Below are 21,187 nucleotides of genomic sequence, written 5' to 3'. Positions count from 1 at the left end.
GTCGCTGTCGAAGGCCATCGTTGGGCAATCGAAGACAGCTTCGAGACCGCCAAGAACGAGTTCGGCCTCGACCACAACGAAACCCGGTCGTGGCACGGGTGGCACCGCCATGTATCGCTCGTCATGCTCGCCTTCGCCATGATGGCGGTGATCCGTTACCGCGCCAATGATGTAACACCCCAAAAAAGACCGAGGATGCCGACCATCGGGATCTGATCCGCTGGTCGATCCAGGAAGTCCGACGCATCGCCAACAAGCTGGCCATGCGCCAGATCCAGCCCGCACGTATCATCGCGTGGTCATGTTGGCGACGCGCTCACCAAGCCGCCGCAAGACGCGCTCATCTGAGGGTTAAAATGCAACTGTAATGCTAAGATCCGATTCCCAGCAGCCTGACCCACCGAAATGCCTGCGGAGCTCTGGTATCGCCTTCTCCGCGGGTTGAAGGTGAGGTCAAGCGCCAGATTGTTAGTTCGCCTTGGCGGCATATGAAGCGGCAGGCCTCGTTCATGCCCGCAAATCGAGGCCCGGCGAGTAACGGCGACTAAATTTGCCCCGCCTGATGTGGGTTCTGCACTCGGTCGCGTTCCTGGCGGGGGTGACCGGAAAATTCCGTGCAAGAACAAAGGGGGGATGTAGCGATGACGCGAGACAGGGCTTTGCAGCTTCGTAGGCGCCTGTGGATGGGGGTAGCGGCTCTGTCGCTGTCGGCTGCCGAGACGGCACTTGCGCAGTCTGCGAGCGTCGGCCAAGTCAACGTGCCGGCTCAGCCACTAGCGATGACCTTGAACCAGATCGGGCGACAGACTTCCTCCGAAGTGATCTTCACCTCCGAGGATGTGCAAGGACGACGTGCTCCAGCGGTTCGCGGAAACTATACGCCGGAAGAAGCGCTGCAAGTCGCGCTGCGAGGCACCTCGCTAAACGTGCGGCGGACACCGCAAGGAGCCTATCTGATCCAGCAGGCGCCCGATACGGGGGAAGGAAACGTCGGAAGCGCCGCGACGTCAAGCGAGAGCGCTGATAGTGCCGATATTATCGTCACCGCTCGCCGTACCCAGGAACGGCTGCAAGACGTGCCGATTTCCATCACCGTTTTCAATCAGGAGCAACTGTCGAACCGTAACGTCACCAGCAGCGTCGAGCTTGCCAGCTACACCCCGTCGCTGGCAGTCAACAGCCGCTTCGGGCCCGACAAGGCCAGTTTCGCCATCAGGGGCTTTTCGCAGGACCTGAACACATTGCCGACGGTCGGCGTCTATTTTGCCGATGTCGTTTCTCCGCGTCTCGTTTCCAATACCACCAGCGGTAACGGCGCCGGGGTCGGTTCGTTGTTCGATCTTCAGAACATCCAGGTATTGAAGGGGCCGCAGGGCACACTGTTCGGCCGTAACACCACCGGCGGCGCGATCCTGATCGTGCCGCAGCGGCCGACGGACCGGCTGGAAGGCTACGTCGAAGGGACGATCGGCAACTACGATGCCCATCGGGTGCAGAGCGTGATAAACCTGCCGTTGTCGGACACCTTTCGTGTCCGCATCGGCATCGATCGCAACAAGCGCGACGGTTATGTCAAAAGCCGTTCGGGCATCGGTCCCAGGGATTTCAACGACATCGACTATTTCGCCGCGCGGCTGAGCATCCTTGGGCAGCTTACCGAGAATCTCGAAAACTACGTCATCGCCACTTACAGCAAATATGACACCCACGGTCCGCTGGCGAAAGTCGCCATCTGCAATCGCACGGGGGCCGGGACAGGCATCGACGGCAATATCGCCTTGTCGGGCATCCGGCTAGCCAATTGCGCCAAGCTGGATGCACAGGCGTCCTATGGCTATCACGAGGCGGAGAATTCCAATCCGGATCCCTATGTCAGGGGCCGCATCTGGCAGATTATCGATACGACGACCTGGCAGGCAAACGATCGGCTGACGATCAAGAACATCGTCAGTTATGGAGAAGCGCAGGAATCCTATTCGGTCAATGTCACCGGCGACAATATCGCGACGCCCTTCGTCACCACCTATCCCGGCATCGGCAAACCACAAGGCAGCCAGTATTCCTTCACCGAGGAGCTTCAGTTCCAGGGCCGCAGCGCGAACGACCGTTTCGTCTGGCAGGCGGGATTCTACATGGAGCGCAGCAATCCGCTGGGGGGGCAGGAGCAGTGGACCTCGATCTTCTCGCGCTGCTCCGACATCTACAACTACGTCTGCGGCGTGAACCGGGTCGGCACGGTGGTTGCCGGCAGCAGCATTTCGGTGGCGCGGAACAATTACTTCTTCAGAAACCATGCCGGCTATGCCCAGGCTACCTACAAGTTCAGTCCGCAGCTCAGCCTCACGGGCGGCATTCGCTATACCCATGACCGGGCCATGACGACCGGCGACGGTTTTTCCGCCGTACCCTCACCGACGGGCCGGGTCGGCAACTTTACTTGCAGCCAGAAACGAGATGCGAACAACGCGCGCCTATCCGGTCCGAACTTCGACACGGACGGGACTTGTTTCCGCCGGTTCGTCCAGGAATCCAGCAGGCCGACCTGGCTTGCCGGGCTGGATTTCAGGCCGACCGAGGATGTTCTCCTCTATGCGAAATATGCCCGCGGCTATCGTGGCGGCGGCGTCAACCAGACCGCGGTCAACAATGAGACCTGGGATCCGGAAAAGCTCGACACTTATGAGGCCGGCTTGAAGTCCAGCTTTTCCGGTGCCTTGCGCGGATCACTGAACATCAGCGCCTTCTACAACGACTTCCGCAACCAACAGGTCAGCCTTTCGATCCCGAACTGTACGGGCCGTCCGACCTGCGCGGCGGTGCCTGTTGCCGGCATCCAGAACATCGGCCACTCGCGTATCAGGGGCTTCGAGCTGGACGCCATGGTCGAACCGGCAAACGGCCTTCGCATCGAGATCGGCTATGCCTATCTCGATGCGAAGGTGAAGTCGACCGAAGCGGCACCTTGCGACAACACCGCCTACAATTGCATCGACGGCGTCTTTCTGAAGGCGGGCGATACATTGCCGTTCGCGCCGAAAAACCGCGTCACGCTGACCGGTACATACAGGCTGCCACTGAACGAGGGGTTCGGGCGGATTTCACTTGGCGCCACTTTCACCCATACCGACCGTCAATTTGTGTCTCACACGGTGGACCACGCCTTTGCCGCGGGCATCGTTCCGATCAATACGAGCGTCGTGCCGGCAACCGATCTGCTGGCACTCAATCTCAATTGGAACGACGTTGGCGGCGCCCCTATCGATCTGGCGTTGTTCGCAACCAACGTCACCAATCGGAAATACACCGTGGCGGCCACCAACAACCTCAATAACATCGGTGCAGATTTCGTCCTGCTTGGCGAACCACGCATGTTTGGCCTGCGTGCGAAGTACCGGTTCGGCGAATAACCGCCCTCTGCGATGGAGCAAGGCGGCGGTTCGTCCAGCGATCGGGGATGGGGCCAATGACGACATGAGCGGAACAATTCTGGCGCAGGGCGAAAGGCCGCTTCCGGGCGAAGCCGGTTTCGAAACGGATGGTGTCGCGGTGCCAAACGATTCGCGCCCGGGCATTCCGATGGCCAACTGGTATGTTCTGGCGGTCCTCTTCCTGGTCAACATGTTTTGCTATGTCGACCGGATGGCCCTGTCGATGCTGCAAGAGCAGGTCAAGGCCGAGCTGCATGTGACCGATCAGCAACTTGGCATCCTGCTCGGCCTGGCTTTCGTTCTGTTCTATTCGGCCTTGGGCATTCCTCTGGCCCGCCTTGCCGATCGGGCATCGCGGCCCCGGATGCTGGCCGCCTGTCTCGTGGCCTGGAGCGTCATGACCGCGGTCTGCGGCCTCGCGCGAAGCTACGCACAACTGTTCGTTGCCCGGATGGGCGTTGGTGTGGGCGAAGCCGGCTGCGTACCGCCCGCGCACTCGCTCATCGGCGAACTGTTCCCGCGTGAAAAGCGGGCGCTGGCCATCGGCATATTCCAATGCGGGGCAACGGTCGGTGTCAGCGCGGGCTTGCTGGTGGCAGGCTGGCTGGGTGAGCATTTCGGCTGGCGGGCGACGTTTCAGATCATCGGCATGGCCGGTCTGCCGCTGGCGCTGATCCTTGTCCTGACCGTGCGCGATCCGCGCGCGCGGCAGCCCGGCGCCGAACGCCAGGAATCGACTCGCCAGGCACTGGTCGCGTTGCTTGGCAGACGCGCCTTCGTCCATCTCCTTCTCGCTTATTCGCTTGGCTCGATCTGCAGCATGGGGATCATGCAATGGCTACCCAGCTTTCTCATCCGCAGCTTCGGGCTGGGGCTGGTGGAAGTCGGCGCCTTGTCAGGGCTTGCTTCACTGCTGAGTTCGGTATCGGGATTGTTGACCGGCGGCCTGCTCGTGACCTGGCTGATGAAGCGCGATCCGCGTTGGGAATTGTGGCTTCCCGCGATCACCATGGCGGTCGCCACGCCGATGTTCGTGCTGATGGCCCTGAGCCCGACGGCGGGGCTGGCGATCGTGATGAAGATGCTGGCCACCTACATGGCGGCGATCGCCAGCGGCGTTGCGCTTGCGGCCATTCAGTCCTTCGCCGAACCCCACCGGCGCGCCACTGCGGTGGCGCTGGTCTTCTTTATGTCGTCGGCTCTCGGCCAGGGTCTTGGTCCATTCCTGATCGGCACGGCCAGCGATATGTTGATGCCGGCTGTGGGGCGCGAGAGCCTGCGATATGCGCTGCTGGCTTCCTGCCTGATGCTGATCTGGGCCATCGTCCACTACCTGCTGGCGGCGCGTACCAGCGAACGGGATCGCGTGAATTGAGCAGCCGGGCCAAGTGCGGAGACCTGACTGTACTTGCCGACAATAAACCGGCGGCGTCGGTCCGATTGCGTCCTGCCCCAATCCGTTGGGGGGATTGTTCCCTCGCCCTTGCAGTGGCTGCGAATTTGACTCACACTTCGATACGGGAGCCGCAGGATGCAGAAAAAGCTCGCGATCGCCTTAAGTGATGAAGATCAAATGGTGCTCGAACAATTGAGCCGTCATTTTCGTGGTTCGCTTCTACGCTATTTTGGCCGGCGTACAAAAGACATGGCCGATCGGGAAGACATGGTCCAGGAAGTGTTCGTGCGATTGATTCGCCGGGGCGGCACCTCCGCGCTCGCGCACGAAAATCTGAGCGGCTATGTTTTCGAAACCGCCAGCAGTGTTCTCAAGGATCGGTTGCGCAAGCATGTAACGCACCGCGTCGAAGCTCATGAACCATTCGACAGCGATAGACATTCGGATGTGGATTTCTCACCCGAACACGTTCTGTTGGGTAAGGAGCGGCTTGCGCGGGCAACCGCCGTGCTGCTGGAGCTGCCGGAACGAACGCGGGTGATTTTTGTGCTGAGACGGTTGGAAGGCATGCGCTTCAACGAAATCGCCGCGCGATTGGGCATTTCCGTCAGCGCCGTCGAGAAGCACATGCAGCGCGCCGTTACCCATCTCATGCGGCGGATCGAACAGGAATGATCCTGCGCAAACAACGATTTTCAAAGCGTGGCTTCGCACCGGACGAGGCAGCATCCTATTGGCTGGTTCGTCTCGATTCCGGGCCGCTCGACCCTCGCGAGCAGGCTGAATTTGAGGCGTGGCATGCGGGGTCCCCTATCAATTCCCCCGCCTTCGAACGCGCACAGGAGGCCTGGAACCTGTTCGAGAGCGCGGAAGGCGATTCCCATTCGAAGGCCCTGCGCGAATCGGCGCTCGAAGTTGGCCCGGAATCCCGGCGGGGAATCTGGCTGGGGGCAGGCGCGGGGATCGCCGCCTCCTTGCTGGCTGCCGCCGCTTTCAACATCGATCTCCTCCTGCCATCCCCGAAGGAAGCTGCCGATGTCGCTGTGGCGTCCGCACCGGTGGCGATGGAAGCCTTGAAGCCCAGTCAAGGCGAATTCGCGACTGGAAGAGGAGGTCGACGTGCCATAGATCTGGCCGATGGAAGCGTGCTTACGCTGAACACCGACAGCGCTGTTCGCGTGGCATATGCACCAGGACGGCGCTTCGTTCGTCTTCTGCGAGGCCAGGTTCTTTTTGAAGTGGCCAGGGATCGTCGTCGGCCTTTTGTCGTACAAGCGGCCGATCGCCAGGTAACCGCGCTCGGCACGGTTTTCGAGGTCATGCTGGATCGGGATCGCATGAAAGTAACGCTGGTTGAGGGCAAGGTCGTGGTCGACGCTGCCAGCGACCGTCCGGCGAACGCTGCGATTATCAAGCCGATGGTGTTGGCACCGGGGCAAGAGTTCGTCGCGGCAATTGGCTCTGCCCCCCAGCTTGCCCATGTCGATGTCGATCAGCAGCTTCGATGGCGCGAAGGTTTCGTGGAGTTCGACGATGTTCCACTTGCCGCCGCCGTCCGGGAGATGAACCGCTATTCGAGCCGGCAGCTCATCGTTCATGACGATGTCATCGGAAACCTGCGTATCAGTGGTGTTTTCCGCACCGGCAATCCGCAACGGTTCGGCGCCATAGTCGGCGAATTGCTCCCTGTTCGCTCTCGCCCACTGCCGGACGACAACATTGAATTGAGCATGGTGGGCGAACCAGCCCGTTGATGCCCTCGCGGGGACACACGTAAATTTTTGCCCTGCCTGATGCGGGTTTTGCTTTCAGTCGCGTTCCAGAGCGTGGTGACCGGGGAATTCCGGCGCGAGGGCACGGGGGTGTGCGATGAAGGGCATCGAAGCCTTGAGGGTTCGGAAGAGCCTGCGGACCGGCGTGGCGGTTTTATCGCCGGCGGCCGTCGAAACGACATCCGTTCAATCGCGGAACATCGGTCGAATTGATGTGGCCGCTCAGCCATTGGCGATGGGACGCCGGCGCTCAACGGCGCATAAAATACAAACAATAAATTGGGAGGAGCATGATGTTGAGGCTTTCGAGGATCGGGATGCTGGCGTGTGCGTCGGTCATGGTGATTTCGCACAGTGCTGCGGCGCAGACATCCGGGCAGTCCGCGCCTCCCTCCACGCAGGCGGAACAACCCCCCGAGGGTCAGACTTTCGGCGATATCATCGTGACCGCCCAGCGCCGCAACGAGCTGCAGCGCGACGTGCCGATCTCGATCACCGCGTTCAACAGCGAAAGCCTGGCCAAGACCGGCGTCACCGATGCGCGCGGCTTGATGCAAATCACGCCGGGGCTTAATTTCCAGCAGTTCGGATCCTCGGCGCAACCGCTGATCCGCGGCATCGGCTCGACAGGAGGCTCGGTCGGCGACAGTTCCAATGTCTCGATCTATATCGATGGCGTCTACCAGCCCTTCCAGGCCGCCAACTTCCTGCGCTTTGGGGATCTTGACCGGATCGAGGTGCTCAAGGGCCCGCAAGGCACCCTGTTCGGCCGCAACGCCGCGGGCGGCGCGATCAGCATCACCACGCTCAAGCCGTCGCTCGATGCCGCCACGGGCAAGTTCAGCGCCGGCTACAGCCGCTTCAACGAAGTGGAACTGAACGGCTTCGTCTCGGTGCCGCTTTCGGACACGGTCGCCGCCAGCCTGTCCGGGAACTTCATACGCAACGATGGCTTCCGCCGTGACATTTTCCTGAACAGGGATGTGGGTTACTTGCGCTCATACGGCGGGCGCGCCAAGCTCCTGATCGAACCGGACGAGCGTACGAGCATCCTGCTCACCGGCCATTATCGCTGGAGCAACGATCTCGGCAGCTTCGGCAATCAGCCGCTTGACGGCAATACCGTGATCCGCCGGACGGTGCCCGACATCCTGCTCGCCACCGAACCCAATACTTCGGCGCTTAGCATCGAAACGGTAAACAAGGTCAAGGTTTACGGTGGCAGTCTCAGCATCGAACGCGATCTCGGCTTTGCGAAGCTGACGTCGCTGACCGCGTTTGCGAACGCCCGGCAGTTCGTCTTCACCGATTCCGATCTCACCCCGGCCGCGAACCTGCAGACCAAGATCAATTTCGGAACCGACATGATCTCGCAGGATCTGACACTCACATCGACGAACGAGGGTCCGCTGAAGTGGCTGCTCGGCGGGACCTACTATCGGGAGCAGGGCTTTCTCATAAGCTATACCTACGGGGGGCTGTTCACGCCGGCGGCGGCACCTCCGCTCACCGCGGGACGCTACGTTCCCGAAGTCGACATCAAGGCTTACGCGGCCTTCGCCGAATTGACCTACAGCCTGACCGATCGGCTGACGGTTATCGTCGGCGGCCGCTTCAGCAACGACAAGCCCTCCTACACGGGATCGACCGTCGTCGTCGCCACCGGTCAGCCCAATCCGGCCACTCGGGTCAGCCCCTCGGACTCCTTCTCCAGCTTCACGCCCCGCGTGGCGATGCGGTACGCGGTGACGCCCACGCTCAATGCCTATGCAAGTTACAGCCGGGGCTTCAAGTCGGGCGTCTTCAACTCCAACGGCCTTCAGGCGACTGCGGTGAAGCCGGAGACCGTCGATGCCTTCGAAGCCGGCATGAAGGGCGCAGTGTCGCCGACCTTTTCCTTCGATGCCTCGGCGTTCTATTATGACTACAAGAACCTTCAGCAGCTTTCGTTCGGCACGACCCCCACGACGCTGATCCTGCGCAATGCGGCCAAAGCGGAGATCTACGGCTTCGAAGCCAATGCCACTGCCCTGCCATTGCCGGGGCTGACGTTGCGCGGCGGCTTTGCCTATGTCCATGGCGAGTACAAGAGCTTCCCCGGCGCGCAGGGCTTCATTCCGGCGACGAACGCCAGCGGCGTTCCGATCGGCGGCAACGCGACCTTCATCTTCGATGCATCGGGGCATCCGATGATCCGCACGCCGCGCGTGCAGGTGAATGGAACCGTCGCCTACGAGACGGGGGTCGCCAACGGCGGCAAGCTCAATTTCAATCTCACCGCCTCGCGCACCGGCAAGATGTACCACGATGTTTCCAGCAACACGGTCCAACCGGCATTTACTGTGGTAAACGCCAGCATCGCCTATACCACGCCCGACGAGCATTGGCGCGCAAGCATCTGGGGAAACAACATCTTCGACGAGACTTATATCGCCGGCATCCTGATCTCGGGAACCGCCACGGCGGTGACGTACTCGAAACCCGCAACTTATGGTGTCAAGATCGAGTACATGTTCTAATGGATACGAAACGCTCTACGCCATGATTTGCGGCCGCGATGAGACGCGGAAGCCCGGGTTTGCGATGTGAGCCGTTGCCCGGCCGCATCGTTTCAAGCGCCCGTTCGCGAATGCGATATCGCAGTGCACCAAAATATGCGATTATCCGATTCTCACTGCGGGAGAGTCGAACATGGCTCAAACCAAGATCGCCTTTGCGCTGGCGGGCCTGGGCGGCTTCAACGCTCACGGCGCCGGGTTCCTCCAGGCCGCGCGGGACAATGATGTCGTGCCCGACCTGGTGACTGCCACCAGCGGCCAGATCGTCGTCCTTGAGGCCTACTTGCGCGAGGTTCCCGATCTCAAGGCCGGCCTCATCGATCCCTCGATCGAAGGCAATCCGCTCGCCCAGTTGCAGATTGCCCTGTTCGGCTATGACGGCGTCTTCGAGCCCGCGCTTTCCGACGCGGTCGCGCGGCTCCTGAAGCCGCCCTATCTCGGGCTCGGGTTCGACTTTTTCGCCGATCGCTTCCTGCCGGCCCAGATCTATCGACCCTCGCGCACCGCCGCGACGATCAAACGCATCAAGGACACCTTCAACGGCCACGAAATCGGCGTGGTGTTCAATGCCTATGATCCCTCCACCGGGCGCGGCAAGCTTTACGGCAACAATGCTGCGCGCCAGCGAATGAAGCAAAAAAGCAGTGTTCCCGTGCTCGAAGATCAGCGAAGCGCCGATCCCAGGGCCGGCAAGCAAGGCGCCGACGAGGAAGTCATCCACAAGATCGACGAACAGGCCATCGAAGCTGCGCTGTGGCTTTCGCTCTACGGTTTTGCCGGCATGCCAGGCGGCCTGATCGACGGTGCTTACCATCGCTCCTGCATTCTGTCCGAACTGCACAATTTCGAGGACGTGTTTGTCTGCCGGCCACTGGCCAATGGCTGGTGCAAAGACCAACTGCCCCAAAACTATTTCGACGTGCAGGACTGGAATACCGAGATGTGGTTCTCGGCGAGCTACAAGGCCGAGGCCGATGCGATGAAGCGGATCAACCGGCTCGTGAACCGCGGCGCCTTCAAGCCCGAAGCCGGCATGACCGAAGTACGGCTCTGGGAAGTCGAACCCGACACGCCTGCCGGCTATTTCAACTATTTCATCGAGCGCAATTCGGTGTTCGACGAGGCGCGGCGGAAGGGAACCGAGAAGTTCAGGCAGGCTGCGGAAAGGCGGGCCCATCCTGCCACCGCCGCGACGAACTGATCCCGGCGAAAGCGAAGGTTCGGAACGGCGTGATCGCCGCGCCGACAGACGCCTGTGAGGATCGAGCGATGCACGTCGAAGCCAATCTATCCGCTCTCGATCTTGCTGCGCTTGCCGCGGGGCGCACCTTCCGTCCTTCATCCAGCGCCTGGGATGTGAATCGGCTTTGAAGCGGGCCTCCACTTCGAAGCCGATCTTCAGTTGAGGGGGATAGGTTGTGCAGGGTCGGGCGCGGCGACCGCAAGGCGAGGGTTGACCAGACTCTGATACGCGGGTTTGGCTACCGCCGGACCGTGGTTCGTCTCTCCGTTCCTGGAACAAACCAATTTTGTTTGGTCCGGATGGCCATTTGCTTCCCGATGTTTCAGTATTTTCTGGTGATTTCAAGGTCTTGAGTGAAGGCTGGGATGGCCTTCGGACTGCGCGGGAGGAACAAGTGCCGGGCGCTGCAACGGCCTTTCAGGTATTTTTCCTGCCCCTATAGCCAAGGCGATTCTCTCTTGGTAACAGCGCTAATGATTATTGGTTGCAATAAGATTCGGCGAGCGCTGAAGGGGGAAACAGATGGTTTCAGAAAAGTTTTTGCGCAAAATACTTATGGCATCGGCCTTGACCGGGCTGGTGCCTGCATCGCCAGTCCTGGCGACCGCATCGACGCCCGGCCGGGCGAGCGCCGAAGTCACCTCGAGCGACGACGGCGGTGGCGCAGCTGCGGATGACCGCGACAGGGATGCCATCATCGTTACCGGCCTGCGCGCCGAGAAGGAATCGATCAGCGGGACCAAGACTGACACGCCACTGCTGCTGACGCCGCAGTCCATTTCGGTCATCAGCATGGATGACATGCTGTCGCGCAGCATCCTGTCGGTCGGCGATGCCGTGGCCTACAGTGCCGGCGTGTTCACCAACACCAAGGGCGTGACCTATGGCGGCGATGCCATCGCCATCCGCGGCTTCGGCAACGACGGCACGACCGGCACAGCCGGGAACACTTATGTCGATGGCCTGCGCCTGAGCGGCACCGGCTATGTGAGCGGCGCTCTCGATCCGTATCTATACGAACGGGTCGAAGTGGTGAAAGGTCCTGCCTCCGTTCTCTACGGCCAGTCAGTCCCCGGCGGCCTCATCAATATGGTGAGCAAGCGGCCGCAGGCCGATTTCGACGGCGAAGTGATCGCGCGGTACGGTACGTTCGGCCGCAAGCAGTTCGCGCTGGACGCTACCGGCCCGGTGACGTCGGATGGCGGCCTGCTCGCCCGGGTGACGGGCACCTGGTTCAAGACTCATGACATCTATGATTTTTCCGACAGAGAGCGCGTGCTGTTCGCGCCGTCGCTGACCTGGAGCCTCGGCGACAGCACCAGCCTCACCATCCTGACGCATTATCAGAAGGACGATTTCGCGGGTTCCACGCTGAACTGGCTGCCGACGATCGGTACGGTCATCGATAATCCCAATGGGCAAATTTCACGGAAGCTTTTTACCGGCGATCCTAACTATCAGCGGTGGGACCGGCAAACCGCATCGGCGGGCTATCAGTTCGAGCACCGTTTCAGCGATTTTCTGACCTTCCGGCAGAACTTCCGCTATACCGACACCCAGCTTGACAATCGCAATATCTACATCAGCCGCCTTTCGGCCGACCTTCGAACCGCAGGGCGCCAGGCTTTCGGTCTTCAGGAAAACTCTGACGACCTCACAATCGACAATCATGCCGCGTTCACGTTCACTACCGGTGCGATCTCGCATCAGGTGCTGGCGGGCCTCGACTGGCAGAAGTTGAAATACAGCACCGATCGCGTCTTCGCGATCGCGCCGACGCTCGATGTCTTCGCGCCGGTCTATAACCAGGCCATTCCTGAGCCCGCCCCCTTCCAGCACCGCATATACCGCAACGAGCAGACTGGCCTCTACTTGCAGGACCAGATCGCACTCGGGGGAACGCGGCTGCTCCTGGGTATGCGCCAGGACTGGGCATCGTTTAAGGCATCCGATCTCATTCGCAACGTCAGCCAGAAGTCCAAGAACAAGGCGCTGACCAAGCGGGCCGCCCTGCTCCATGCGTTCGACAACGGGCTGGCGCCCTATGTCAGCTACTCGGAAAGCTTCACGCCGCAATATGGTTCGGATTTCGAAGGCAACAGCTTCGATCCCGAAAAAGGCCGGCAGTATGAAGCCGGCGTGAAGTACCAGCCCGCGGGGACACAGAGCTTCCTGACGGCCTCGATCTTCGACTTGCGCCGTCGCAACTATCTGACGACCGACGCCGATCATCCCGGCTTCTCCCGCCAGAATGGCGAGGTTCGGATGCGCGGCCTCGAACTGGAAGCCAACGTCGCGCTGCAGGCCGATCTGACGCTAATGGGGGCATATACGCTCCTGGATTCCAAGGTGACGGAAAGCGCCGATACCGTCTCCGGCATCAATCCGGAGACGCTTGCTGTCGAGAGCCGTAAACAGCAGGGATTGCGGTTGCAGGCGGTGCCGCGCCACAACGCCTCGCTCTGGGTCAACTACGTGAACCCGATCGGTATCGCGCTGGGTGCCGGTGTGCGTTATTCGAGCTCGACATACGGCGATGCGGCGAACCTGTCGCGCGTGCCTGCCTTCACGCTGTTCGATGCGTCTGTCCGCTTCGATCTAGGCGCATGGTTGGCCAATCTGGAGGGGCTTGAGCTGTCGGTGAAGGCGAACAATGTCTTCGACAAGAAGTACGTTTCGTCCTGCGTCGGCATCGACCGCTGCTATTATGGCCAGGCGCGCAACGTAATCGCCGATCTGGCATGGCGGTGGTGAGGTCAGCGCCGCCTGCCCGGAAGGCGGTGCTGAACCGGATCGCGGCGGGCCTTGGCGGCGGCTATGCCGTCGCGGCCGCTGCGGCTTCGGGGCTGGCCGCCGCGCTGCCGGGGCCTCCGGTCGAGGCAGCCGTGACGGCGCAGTTGATCGCCTATGCGCTGTTCGTCCTCGTCGCGCTCTGGTCGTTCGTGCCGCAGCGAGGCTGGGCCGTCTGGGCGGGTGTCCTCGCGCTGATCGGCGTATTCATGATGATCGGAGCCACGAGCGGACGACCTGCATGAAGGATGGTTTTCGCCAGACCATGGCGTTTCTCCATAGTTGGGCCGGATTGATCCCCGGCTGGCTGCTCTATGCCGTGTTCCTGACGGGAACGTTGACCTATTACCGGCAGGAGATAAACCAGTGGATGCGCCCGGAGCTGAGCGGCGCGGTCGCCGATCGGCAGGCGGTAAACCATGCGATCGACCGATTGCGGCAGAAGGGCGGCCACGTGCAGCTCTGGCGCATCGAACAGCCCACCGCGCGCAATCCCGTGACCGAAATCATGTGGAAGGGCCCTATGGGCGGTTTCCGGTCGGAGCTGCTCGATCCGCGTACCGGCGGCACGGTGCAAGGCCGCGAGACGATGGGCGGGGATTTTCTCTACTACTTCCACTTCGACCTGAACGCGCCGGGGCGTCTGGGTCGCTGGCTGGTCTGCTTTGCCGCCATCGCCATGCTGGTGGCGATTATCAGCGGCGTCATTACACATCGTCGGATCTTCGCCGATTTCTTCACCTTCCGCCCGCTCAAGGGACAGCGGAGCTGGCTGGACGCGCATAACGTCACCGGGGTGGTGGCCTTGCCTTTTTGTCTGATGATTAGCTTTACCGGGCTGGTGACGCTGGCGAGCATGTTCATGCCCTGGGCGATTGAGCGCGTCTATTCGGGCGACTTGGCGGCCTATGCGCGCGATTTGTCGGGGGAGGGGCGGACAATCGCCATGGCCGCCGCCGCGTCGCCGGGAACTTCGCATCTTTCCGGTGCCACGGTTCAGGCCATGGTCGATCGGGCGCGGCAGGCATGGCACGGGGGAAGCGCGGGCCGAATTCTCGTCGATACTCCTCTGTCCGATGGGGCGACGGTCACGATTGAACGGCTCGACTCCGACCGTGTCTCATACGACAAGCAATGGGTACGGTTCCGGGCCGACGGGCACCTTATGGCCCGCTATGACGGCGGAGGACCCGCCGTAACGACACAGGGCTGGCTTTACGGCCTGCACCTGGGCCGCTTCTCCGATGCCGGGCTGCGGGCGCTGTTCTTCCTGTCGGGGCTGCTGGGCACGGGAATGATCGCGACGGGGATGATCCTCTGGGCGGTCAAGCGCCGTCTGCCCGAGGGGCCGGCCGGCCCCTGGCGGCGGAGCGGATGAACGTCGCGATAATTGCGGGGCTGCCGCTTGCCATAGCAGCGCTGCTGCTGGCCAACCGTCTCTTGCCCGTCGCCTTGCCGGGCAGGATGGTCTGGGAAGCGACGGCGTTCTTTCTGGCCTGGCTTGCGGCGCTGGTTCACGCATTATGCATGCGGCCCGGGAGGGCGTGGATATGGCAAGTCCGTTGCACCGGGCTCTTGTGTCTGGCCGCTCCGATGCCGCTGATGTTCGTATCGGGCAGCGGCCTGTTTACATGGATCGGCACGGGCGATCACGTGCGCGCCGGTGTCGATCTCGCCCTCATCCTGACGGGAATTACCATGCTGGCCGTGACGATGCCCCGGCGGTGGCGGAACGTTGCAACATGAGCTTTCTGGCTGCACTGGCGGGAATGGCATGCCTTTGCCTGTCGATGGTTCGTCATCAGCGTGACCTGTTATCTCGCCAGCTGTCTCCGGGTTGGCGGCGCGGCCTGCAATGGACCGGTTACGGCTTGCTGCTGCTGTCGTTCGTGATCTCTCTGTCAGGCGGGGCCATACCTGTCGTGCGCTGGCTGGGCGAACTCAGCCTGGCTGCCCTGGCGGTCGTCGCGCTGGCGACCACGGCGTTTGTCCTCCGGCAGCGGCCGGGCGGGAAGGCAAGGTCGCCCCGCGCGTTTACTCGCGAGCAAGTGCGGTCAGCCTCTCGATCAGCGCAGACAGAATGCTTCTCACCCCCAAATCGGTAAAGTAGGCGCGGCGATACTCGAGCCGGAAGGTCAGCGTGTCGCGCGGCACCACGACGACGGTCAGCGGATAGCTGGTGCCGCCCCTATTGCCCACATCCGAGAAGGCGAGATCGCCGCGCACTTCGTGCCACAGCGCCTCATCGACCGGGTAGTTCTCGAACACCAGCAGCGTGTCGAACGGCGCCGTGGCGGCATTGGTCCAGCATTGCAGGGCGGGCGGCGGCGCATGTTCATGCTGGCGCATGGCGATGTTGTCGGCCAGCAGGCCGCGCAGCCATGCGCCCTGGTCCTGCCCCGGTGATACGTCGCAGATCAGGGGGAGGGTGCCTACCATCAGGTCGATGATGTCCTCTATGCCCGGCATGTCCGCCGAGCGGCCCGATCCCGTCACGCCGAAGGAGGTGGTTTCGCTGCCGGTCCTGTCGGCGATCACCTGAGCAACCGCTGCCTGCACCAGTGTGTTGAGCGTGACCTTGTGCCTTGCTGCAACGGCGCGCAGGGCCTGCACGTCCGGCTCGGCAACGACATGTTCGACGGCGCCTGCCGTCAGGTCATCGGCGTCGCGGGGCTCGTTTCCAAGCGCGCGATGAAGCAGGCTCGGCTGCGGAAGCCGTTCCAGGCGTTCGCGCCAGTAGGCCGCGTGAATCCGTTCGTCCTGCCGGCTGCGCCATAGCGCGACCTGCCGCGGCCCGCTGCCGGCCGGCGGCAGGGCTTCCCCGTCGTAAAGCCGCAGCAATTCGCCCAGAACCCGCGACATGGACCATCCGTCGAGCAGCGCGTGGTGCCAGGTCCACAGGAACCGCCAGTCGTCGGTCCCCATGCGGACCAGGTTGAGGCGGCTTAGCGCTGATCCGTCATGGAATGAGAAGCCGCGTGCATATTCGCTGTCTCGCAGTGCGGTCCATGCGGCTTCCTTGTCCGCCTGTCCGCTGAAGTCCAGAATGTCCGCGGTGCTGCGATCTTCCTTCTTGATGACGAGCAGGGGTTGGTCCGGATCTCTCCATCCGGCGCTACTGCGCAATATGTCGTGGCGCGCGGCCAAGTTTGCCCAGGCCGCGCGCATGCGGTCCGGGTCCATGCCGGTGATGCTTGCCCAGACTTGTACGCGATATGCCGTGGAGCCAGGATGTGCCGCGCTGTGGCGCAGCATGGCCGCCTGCAGGGGCGAGGGCGGAACGATGTCCAGAATGGCTGGAGCGGCTAGGGACAGTGTGTCGATCTGCCGCTGATCGATTTCGGCCAACGGAAAGTCCGAAGGTGTGGCTTGCCCCGGCGTGACCGTCATGCAGTGTGCGACCAGATCGTGCAGAGCAGCCTCGTAGGCACGCATCAATGCGGAGATGGTGGCGGCCTCGAACTGCTGGCGGCTATAGCGCATGTGGAGGACAAGCTTGCCTTCCGCGACCTGACCGTCGATGGTGATCGCCGCGCCCAGCGGGGCGCCGGCGTCGGTTCCGCTTCCGCAGTCCTCTGCCGCCAGCCGCCAGTTCCCGTCGACGACATTGTCGAACTGTCCCAGATAGTTGAACGACAGCGAGGGAAGTCCCCCGCTGTCAAGTGTCTCTTGAACGTCGGGGGGTGCCAGATGGCGCAGCATACCGAATCCCAGTCCGCCGAGGGGAATCGCTGCAAGCGTTTCCTTCACATGCCGAATGGCGCCACCCCAGTCCGCGGAGGAAGCCGTGAAGCGGACTGGATAGACACTGGTGAACCAGCCCGTGCTGCGGCTCAGGTCCGTGTCGGGAAACAGGCCTTCCTCGCGTCCGTGGCCTTCCATATGAACAGAGACAGCTTCAAGGTTCCAATGCCGGGCCACTGTCCGATTGAGAGCGGCGAGCAGTAGCGTGTCGATCCGCGTGCGGTAGGCAGCCGGGGCCCTTGTCAGCAGGGCCTGCGTCGTGGGCGCGTCGAGCCGAAGCGATACTGTTTCGGCATCGCCGCGGATCGCGGCATGGCCCTCGTGATCGAGAGGAATAGCCGGTGCATCCAGCATGGATCGCCAGAACGGGCGTTCGTCAAGAAAGCGGGGCAGGGCTTTCGCCTGCAGGGAGGCCCAGCGACCGAACGGGGTGGTTGCCGGTTCCGGCGCGATCCGCTGGCAGGGCGCGGTCAGCAGGCCGCGCAGATCATCGAGCACGATTCGCCACGAAACGCCGTCGACCACGAGATGATGGGCCGCCAGGAACAGCCTTTGCCCGCCACCCGGCAGAGTTATGAGCCGTGCGCGCATCAACGGGCCATGTTCCAGGTTCAACCCTTCCTGCACTTCGTCGCACAGGCGCGCGATGTCTTCAGCCGTTTCGGCGGCACGTTCATCGCAGACGATACCGGGTTCCGGGGCGTATTCCTGAAACCATTGCCCGTTCGCATTCAGACGGAAGCGCAGGCGGAAGCCGGAATGCGTCTGACCCAGCACGGTGATCGCGTCCCGCAGCGTCGCGAAAGCGATCGGCTTGACCGCTTCCAGCAGGACCGACTGGTTCCAGCGGTTGCGATTGGCGAGCGGCTGGCGGAAGAACCAGGTTTGAATCGGGGTCAATGGTAACGGGCCGTCGGGCAGGATCTCCGCTTTTCGCAACTGTGCATCGACTGGCAGCGCGGCTCGTGCCAGCGCTTCGACCGTCTGCCCTTCGAGCAACTGTTTGGGCGTGATCTTGTACCCGGCGGCGCGGGCGCGGGCGACGATCTGGAGGGCGAGGATGGAATCGCCGCCGATTTCGAAGAAGTTGTCCGTAATGCCGATCGCGTTGACGCCCAGCGCGCCGCGCCAGATTTCGAGCAGCACCGTTTCCGCCGCGTTGCGTGGCGCCACGCCTGTCGTTCCGCTCGACCAGTCCGGCGCGGGCAGCGCGGCACGGTCGATCTTGCCGGTGCGGGTTACGGGCAGGGTGTTGAGGACGATCAGCCGGGCGGGAACCATGTGCGGCGGCAGGGCGGCTTCCAGGGCACCTGTCAGACTTGCCGGATCGACCGTGCGTCCGGCATGCGGCGCGACATAGCCGATCAGCCGCGTGATCCCGTCACGCTCGTCGACCACGGCGGCAGCGTCCCGAATGCCGGGCAGCGCGGCGAGATGCGCTTCCACTTCGCCCAGCTCGATGCGAAACCCCCGGACCTTGACCTGATCGTCCCGGCGGCCGAGGAATTCCACTTCGCCGTCATTCCGCCATCGCGCCAGGTCGCCGGTGCGGTACATGCGCGCTCCGGGCGCGCCGAAGGGATCGGGCAGGAAGCGGTCGGCCGTCATACCGGGCCTGTCCGCATAGCCGCGCGCCACACCGCCGCCGCCAATCCACAATTCCCCTGCCACGCCCGGCGGCACGGGGTTGAGATCGCGGTCGAGGATGTGGGCGAGCCTGTCACCCACCGGCCGGCCGATCGGTACGACCGGGCTGTCCGGAATGGACCTGCCGTCTCCCTTCCACACCATCGGTGTGACGACCGTTTCGGTCGGCCCATAGCCGTTGATGACGTGGCGCGGCTTCAGGGTGCGGAGCACGCTTTCCAGGCCCGCTTTGGGCATCGCTTCCCCGCCGAAGGAATAAAGGTGCACTGCAGGCGGCGGCGAGTCTTGGGTTTCGGCACAGGACGCGACTTGCTGAAGGTAGCGGGGCGGGAACCCGGCATGGGTTGCTTCCTGTCCGGCGAGGATCGAAAGAGTCTTTTCGGGCGACCAGAGTTCGTCGTCACGCAGGATGATGGCGCCGCCAAAGGAGAGCGCCGTCATCCACCGCTCATGCGCGCCATCGAAAGTAAACGAGATGAAATGAAGTTCCCGGCTGCTCTCGTCCATGTCGTAGAGCGCGCCGGTGGCGCGGCAATGCGCCGCTAGCGGGCCGTGTTCTACCATCACGCCCTTGGGTTCGCCGGTAGAGCCCGAAGTGTGGATGATGTAGGCCAGACTGGACGGATGGATGAAGATGGCGGGTGGTTCCTCTTCACCTGGGATGTCCCCTTCGCCGAAGGGGTCTGCCGGCAGCAGCCAGGGTATATCGTCGATCCCCTCCCGCGCGATCAGCAGTGCCAGTTTCGCTTTGTGGGCGATGGCGCGCCGTCTTGCCGGCGGGTCGTTGGGGTCCAGTGGAACGAACGCGCCACCGCTACGCATGACGGCCAATAGGGCTATAATCATGTCAAAGCACCGATCGAGACAGATGCCGACGCGGATTTCGGGGCCGATGCCTTGTGCGACCAGCCTGGCTGCCAGTCTTTTCGACGCTCTGTCCAGATCGCCCCGAGTGAGGACCCCGCCGTCCATGATCACGGCCGGTGCGTCGGGCTTCTCGCGCGCCAGTCGCGCCAGTGTCGTGGGCACAGCCTCTGGCATGGGCAGGCCATATTCCGGTCCTCGGCCCCACTGCGCGAGCGTTTCCGCCTCCATTTCCGTGCGCACGTCGATCCGGTCGAGCGGCGCGTGCGGTTGTGCGGCGGCTTGTCTCAGCAGATGTATCCAGCGATCGAGGATGACGCCGGCCTCGGAAGCGCTATGGGCTGCGGTGCGATAGGCGATGCGGGCCAGAATGGTTCCGTTCGCCAGATCGGATGTGGCAAGGGCGAGGTCGAACTTGGCGGTCCTCACCGGCTGTTCGAGGGGTGTCATGACCAGATCGGGAAGCTGGATCGGCGCCAGACGGCGTTCCGGCGTGTGATCGAACATCATGGAGAAGAGAGGAGCGCCGCCGCGCTCCGCGCGCAGGCAGGCCTCGATCTCGCCGAACCCGATGTCGCGATGATCGAGCGCTTCGGCAACAGTCTGCGCAAGGTCGTCGATGAGCGCGGCAAAGGAAAGGCGGCTGTCCATCCGATGCCGGATCGCCACGGAATTGACGAAGCATCCGATCAGCCGTTCCGCCTCCGCCCCGCGCCGGTTGTCCGCCGGGATGCCGAGCACGAGATCGGGTTGATCGCCAAGCCGCGCGCAAAGCAGGAAGAAGGACGCCGCCAGAACAGGGAACAGCGCGTGGCCGCGCTCTGTCGCCAGGCTGCGCAGGCTTTCACTGAGATCGCGCGGCAGCACTGCACTCAGCTCCCCGCCCTCGTCACCCGCTATATCGGCCTGTTGGGCCGGGCCGCGCAGCGAGGGCGGCGGCGCGTCGGCCAGTTTCGCACGCCAGTAGTCAAGCTGCCTTTCGCCTTCGCCCGCGTCGAGCCAGGCCGTTTGCCAGGCCATCGCGTCGGCATATTGCACAGGCAATGGCGCCAAATTCGGCGCACGCCCTTCCAGCGCGGCGCGATAGGTTTCTTCCAGTTCCATCATCAGAATCGGGATCGAACCACCATCGGCGGCCAGATGGTGCACGGCGAGCAGCAGCATGTGATGGTCGCCGGCAAGGCGGATCAGGCATGCGCGCATGGGCGGCTCCGCCGAAAGATCGAAGGGAATGCTGTTCCACGCGGCGATCCGTCGTTCGGCCTCGTCGGTGCGTTGGCTTTCCGGCTGGCCAGACACGTCGATCAGAGGGAGGGGGATCGGTCCTGCCGGCCTCGTCAGAGCATGTACGCTGCCGTCGTCGCGCTCGCTGAAACAGGTGCGAAGAATGGCATGGCGGGCAACTATGGTTTCCAGCGCGGTTTCCAGCGAGGCGACGTCAAGCGCGCCGGAAAGCGTGAACAGACCGGGCATGATGTAGGCCGTCGAATCCGGATCGAGACGGCTGGCCCGCCATATCTGCTGCTGCCCGGCGAATAGCCCGTGGGCTCCCTCGACATCTTCGCGTGGGGGGGTGGGCAGACGGGAGAACGGAATACCCTGCTTTTCCAACGCATGAAGAAAGGCGCGCTGCTTGTCTCGGGGCAGGGTGGCAAAGCCCTTTGCGATATCGAGGAGGGATGCGGCTTGCGTGGCCATGGGTCTGGTTCCTGCTTGCAGCAAGATGGAAGGGATGGTGGAGGCCG

12 protein-coding genes and 1 pseudogene are annotated in these 21,187 nt (G+C 62.7%); 12 read left to right on the top strand and 1 reads right to left on the bottom strand.

What is annotated here, in order from left to right; translation table 11 throughout:
• The 12 genes and pseudogenes from BM052_RS14365 to BM052_RS20450 all read left to right on the top strand — a co-directional run.
• Nucleotides 1–216 (top strand): annotated as a pseudogene (locus BM052_RS14365) (IS701 family transposase); the annotation flags it as partial.
• 563 nt (nt 217–779) lie between these two features.
• The gene (locus tag BM052_RS14360; protein WP_177198493.1) at nt 780–3,407 is read left to right on the top strand and encodes a TonB-dependent receptor; all 2,628 of its coding nucleotides are present in this window, start codon (nt 780–782) and stop codon (nt 3,405–3,407) included.
• Between the two features lie 64 nt (nt 3,408–3,471).
• Nucleotides 3,472–4,803: a spinster family MFS transporter gene (locus BM052_RS14355; protein WP_091147990.1), complete on the top strand. Its 1,332-nt coding sequence runs from the start codon at nt 3,472–3,474 to the stop codon at nt 4,801–4,803.
• Between the two features lie 156 nt (nt 4,804–4,959).
• The gene (locus tag BM052_RS14350; protein ID WP_091147988.1) at nt 4,960–5,499 is read left to right on the top strand and encodes an RNA polymerase sigma factor; all 540 of its coding nucleotides are present in this window, start codon (nt 4,960–4,962) and stop codon (nt 5,497–5,499) included.
• A complete protein-coding gene (locus BM052_RS14345; protein WP_091147986.1) occupies nt 5,496–6,578 on the top strand; it encodes a FecR family protein in 1,083 nt (360 codons plus the stop codon). The genes BM052_RS14350 and BM052_RS14345 overlap by 4 nt, the downstream gene beginning before the upstream one ends.
• Before the next feature lie 311 nt (nt 6,579–6,889).
• On the top strand, nt 6,890–9,115 hold the full coding sequence (locus BM052_RS14340; protein WP_177198492.1) for a TonB-dependent receptor: 2,226 nt from the start codon (nt 6,890–6,892) through the stop codon (nt 9,113–9,115).
• Between the two features lie 172 nt (nt 9,116–9,287).
• A complete protein-coding gene (locus tag BM052_RS14335; RefSeq protein WP_091147983.1) occupies nt 9,288–10,355 on the top strand; it encodes a hypothetical protein in 1,068 nt (355 codons plus the stop codon).
• A 609-nt stretch (nt 10,356–10,964) separates the two neighbouring features.
• Nucleotides 10,965–13,151 (top strand): TonB-dependent siderophore receptor, encoded by a 2,187-nt coding sequence (locus BM052_RS14330; protein WP_218151560.1) that lies wholly within the window; start codon nt 10,965–10,967, stop codon nt 13,149–13,151.
• On the top strand, nt 13,148–13,432 hold the full coding sequence (locus tag BM052_RS14325; protein ID WP_177198490.1) for an iron transporter: 285 nt from the start codon (nt 13,148–13,150) through the stop codon (nt 13,430–13,432). The genes BM052_RS14330 and BM052_RS14325 overlap by 4 nt, the downstream gene beginning before the upstream one ends.
• The gene (locus BM052_RS14320) at nt 13,429–14,565 is read left to right on the top strand and encodes a PepSY-associated TM helix domain-containing protein (RefSeq protein ID WP_091147978.1); all 1,137 of its coding nucleotides are present in this window, start codon (nt 13,429–13,431) and stop codon (nt 14,563–14,565) included. Before BM052_RS14325 ends, BM052_RS14320 begins: the two co-directional genes overlap by 4 nt.
• Nucleotides 14,562–14,933, top strand: coding sequence for a hypothetical protein (locus BM052_RS19985; RefSeq protein ID WP_177198489.1), 372 nt, complete (start codon nt 14,562–14,564; stop codon nt 14,931–14,933). Before BM052_RS14320 ends, BM052_RS19985 begins: the two co-directional genes overlap by 4 nt.
• Complete coding sequence (locus BM052_RS20450) at nt 14,819–15,292, top strand: DUF3325 domain-containing protein (RefSeq protein ID WP_369821542.1); 474 nt, start codon at nt 14,819–14,821, stop codon at nt 15,290–15,292. The genes BM052_RS19985 and BM052_RS20450 overlap by 115 nt, the downstream gene beginning before the upstream one ends.
• On the opposite strand, the gene BM052_RS14310 is transcribed toward BM052_RS20450, so the two are convergent.
• Nucleotides 15,222–21,140, bottom strand: a complete 5,919-nt coding sequence (locus BM052_RS14310; RefSeq protein WP_091147975.1) for a non-ribosomal peptide synthetase — start codon at nt 21,138–21,140, stop codon at nt 15,222–15,224. The two genes, BM052_RS20450 and BM052_RS14310, sit on opposite strands and share 71 nt — an antisense overlap.
• Nucleotides 21,141–21,187 lie beyond the last annotated feature (47 nt).

Origin of the sequence: Novosphingobium sp. CF614, assembly GCF_900113255.1 — a bacterium.
In the GTDB taxonomy this organism is placed as follows: Bacteria; Pseudomonadota; Alphaproteobacteria; order Sphingomonadales; family Sphingomonadaceae; genus Novosphingobium.
This window is presented reverse-complemented; position numbering and strand designations above follow the sequence as displayed.

Bases quoted from the DNA above. Each gene is read 5' to 3' on its own strand.
- BM052_RS14360 (WP_177198493.1), top strand. From the start codon at position 780: ATGACCTTGAACCAGATCGGGCGACAGACTTCCTCCGAAGTGATCTTC.
- BM052_RS14355 (WP_091147990.1), top strand. From the start codon at position 3,472: ATGAGCGGAACAATTCTGGCGCAGGGCGAAAGGCCGCTTCCGGGCGAA.
- BM052_RS14350 (WP_091147988.1), top strand. From the start codon at position 4,960: ATGCAGAAAAAGCTCGCGATCGCCTTAAGTGATGAAGATCAAATGGTG.
- BM052_RS14345 (WP_091147986.1), top strand. From the start codon at position 5,496: ATGATCCTGCGCAAACAACGATTTTCAAAGCGTGGCTTCGCACCGGAC.
- BM052_RS14340 (WP_177198492.1), top strand. From the start codon at position 6,890: ATGTTGAGGCTTTCGAGGATCGGGATGCTGGCGTGTGCGTCGGTCATG.
- BM052_RS14335 (WP_091147983.1), top strand. From the start codon at position 9,288: ATGGCTCAAACCAAGATCGCCTTTGCGCTGGCGGGCCTGGGCGGCTTC.
- BM052_RS14320 (WP_091147978.1), top strand. From the start codon at position 13,429: ATGAAGGATGGTTTTCGCCAGACCATGGCGTTTCTCCATAGTTGGGCC.
- BM052_RS19985 (WP_177198489.1), top strand. From the start codon at position 14,562: ATGAACGTCGCGATAATTGCGGGGCTGCCGCTTGCCATAGCAGCGCTG.
- BM052_RS20450 (WP_369821542.1), top strand. From the start codon at position 14,819: ATGGATCGGCACGGGCGATCACGTGCGCGCCGGTGTCGATCTCGCCCT.
- BM052_RS14310 (WP_091147975.1), bottom strand. From the start codon at position 21,140: ATGGCCACGCAAGCCGCATCCCTCCTCGATATCGCAAAGGGCTTTGCC.